General features: G+C 67.8%; 1 protein-coding gene. It reads right to left on the bottom strand.

Translation table 11 applies throughout. The annotated features are described in order from the left end of the window. A partial coding sequence (locus ACPXBU_RS34835) for a ketoacyl-synthetase C-terminal extension domain-containing protein (protein WP_425761401.1) occupies nucleotides 1–512 on the bottom strand: 512 nt, incomplete at both ends.

Below are 512 nucleotides of genomic sequence, written 5' to 3'. Positions count from 1 at the left end.
ACCGACCCACCCACCAACACCGCACGATGATCAAACACCGCCCGACCCCGCACCAACACCCCCGCAACACCCACACCGTCCACACCACCACCGAGCCGATCGATCTGATCGATCTGCGCATCCAACGCCCGCTCCGAACGCCCCGACACCACCACCGGCACCACCGACAAGCCACCACCAGCAACCGCACCGGTCACCGCATCGGCGACCCCAGCCGACCCCGCCACCGACGAGCCACCACCCGCAGCCGCACCGGTCACCGCAGCGAGTTCTGCCCCAACCGGCGAGCCGCCAATCAAGGCCGGAGCCTGCACGGAGGCATCGAATACCGGCGGGGCCTGCTCGACGATCACATGCGCATTCGTCCCCGAAATACCAAACGACGAAATGCCCGCCCGCCGCGGACGACCCACCTCCGGCCACACCCGCGACTCCGTCAACAACGACACCGCACCCGCCGACCAATCCACATGCGGACTCGGCTCATCCACATGCAACGTCGCCGGCAACAC

Source organism: Micromonospora sp. DT231, from assembly GCF_049847025.1.
Taxonomy (GTDB): domain Bacteria; phylum Actinomycetota; class Actinomycetes; order Mycobacteriales; family Micromonosporaceae; genus Micromonospora.
This window is presented reverse-complemented; position numbering and strand designations above follow the sequence as displayed.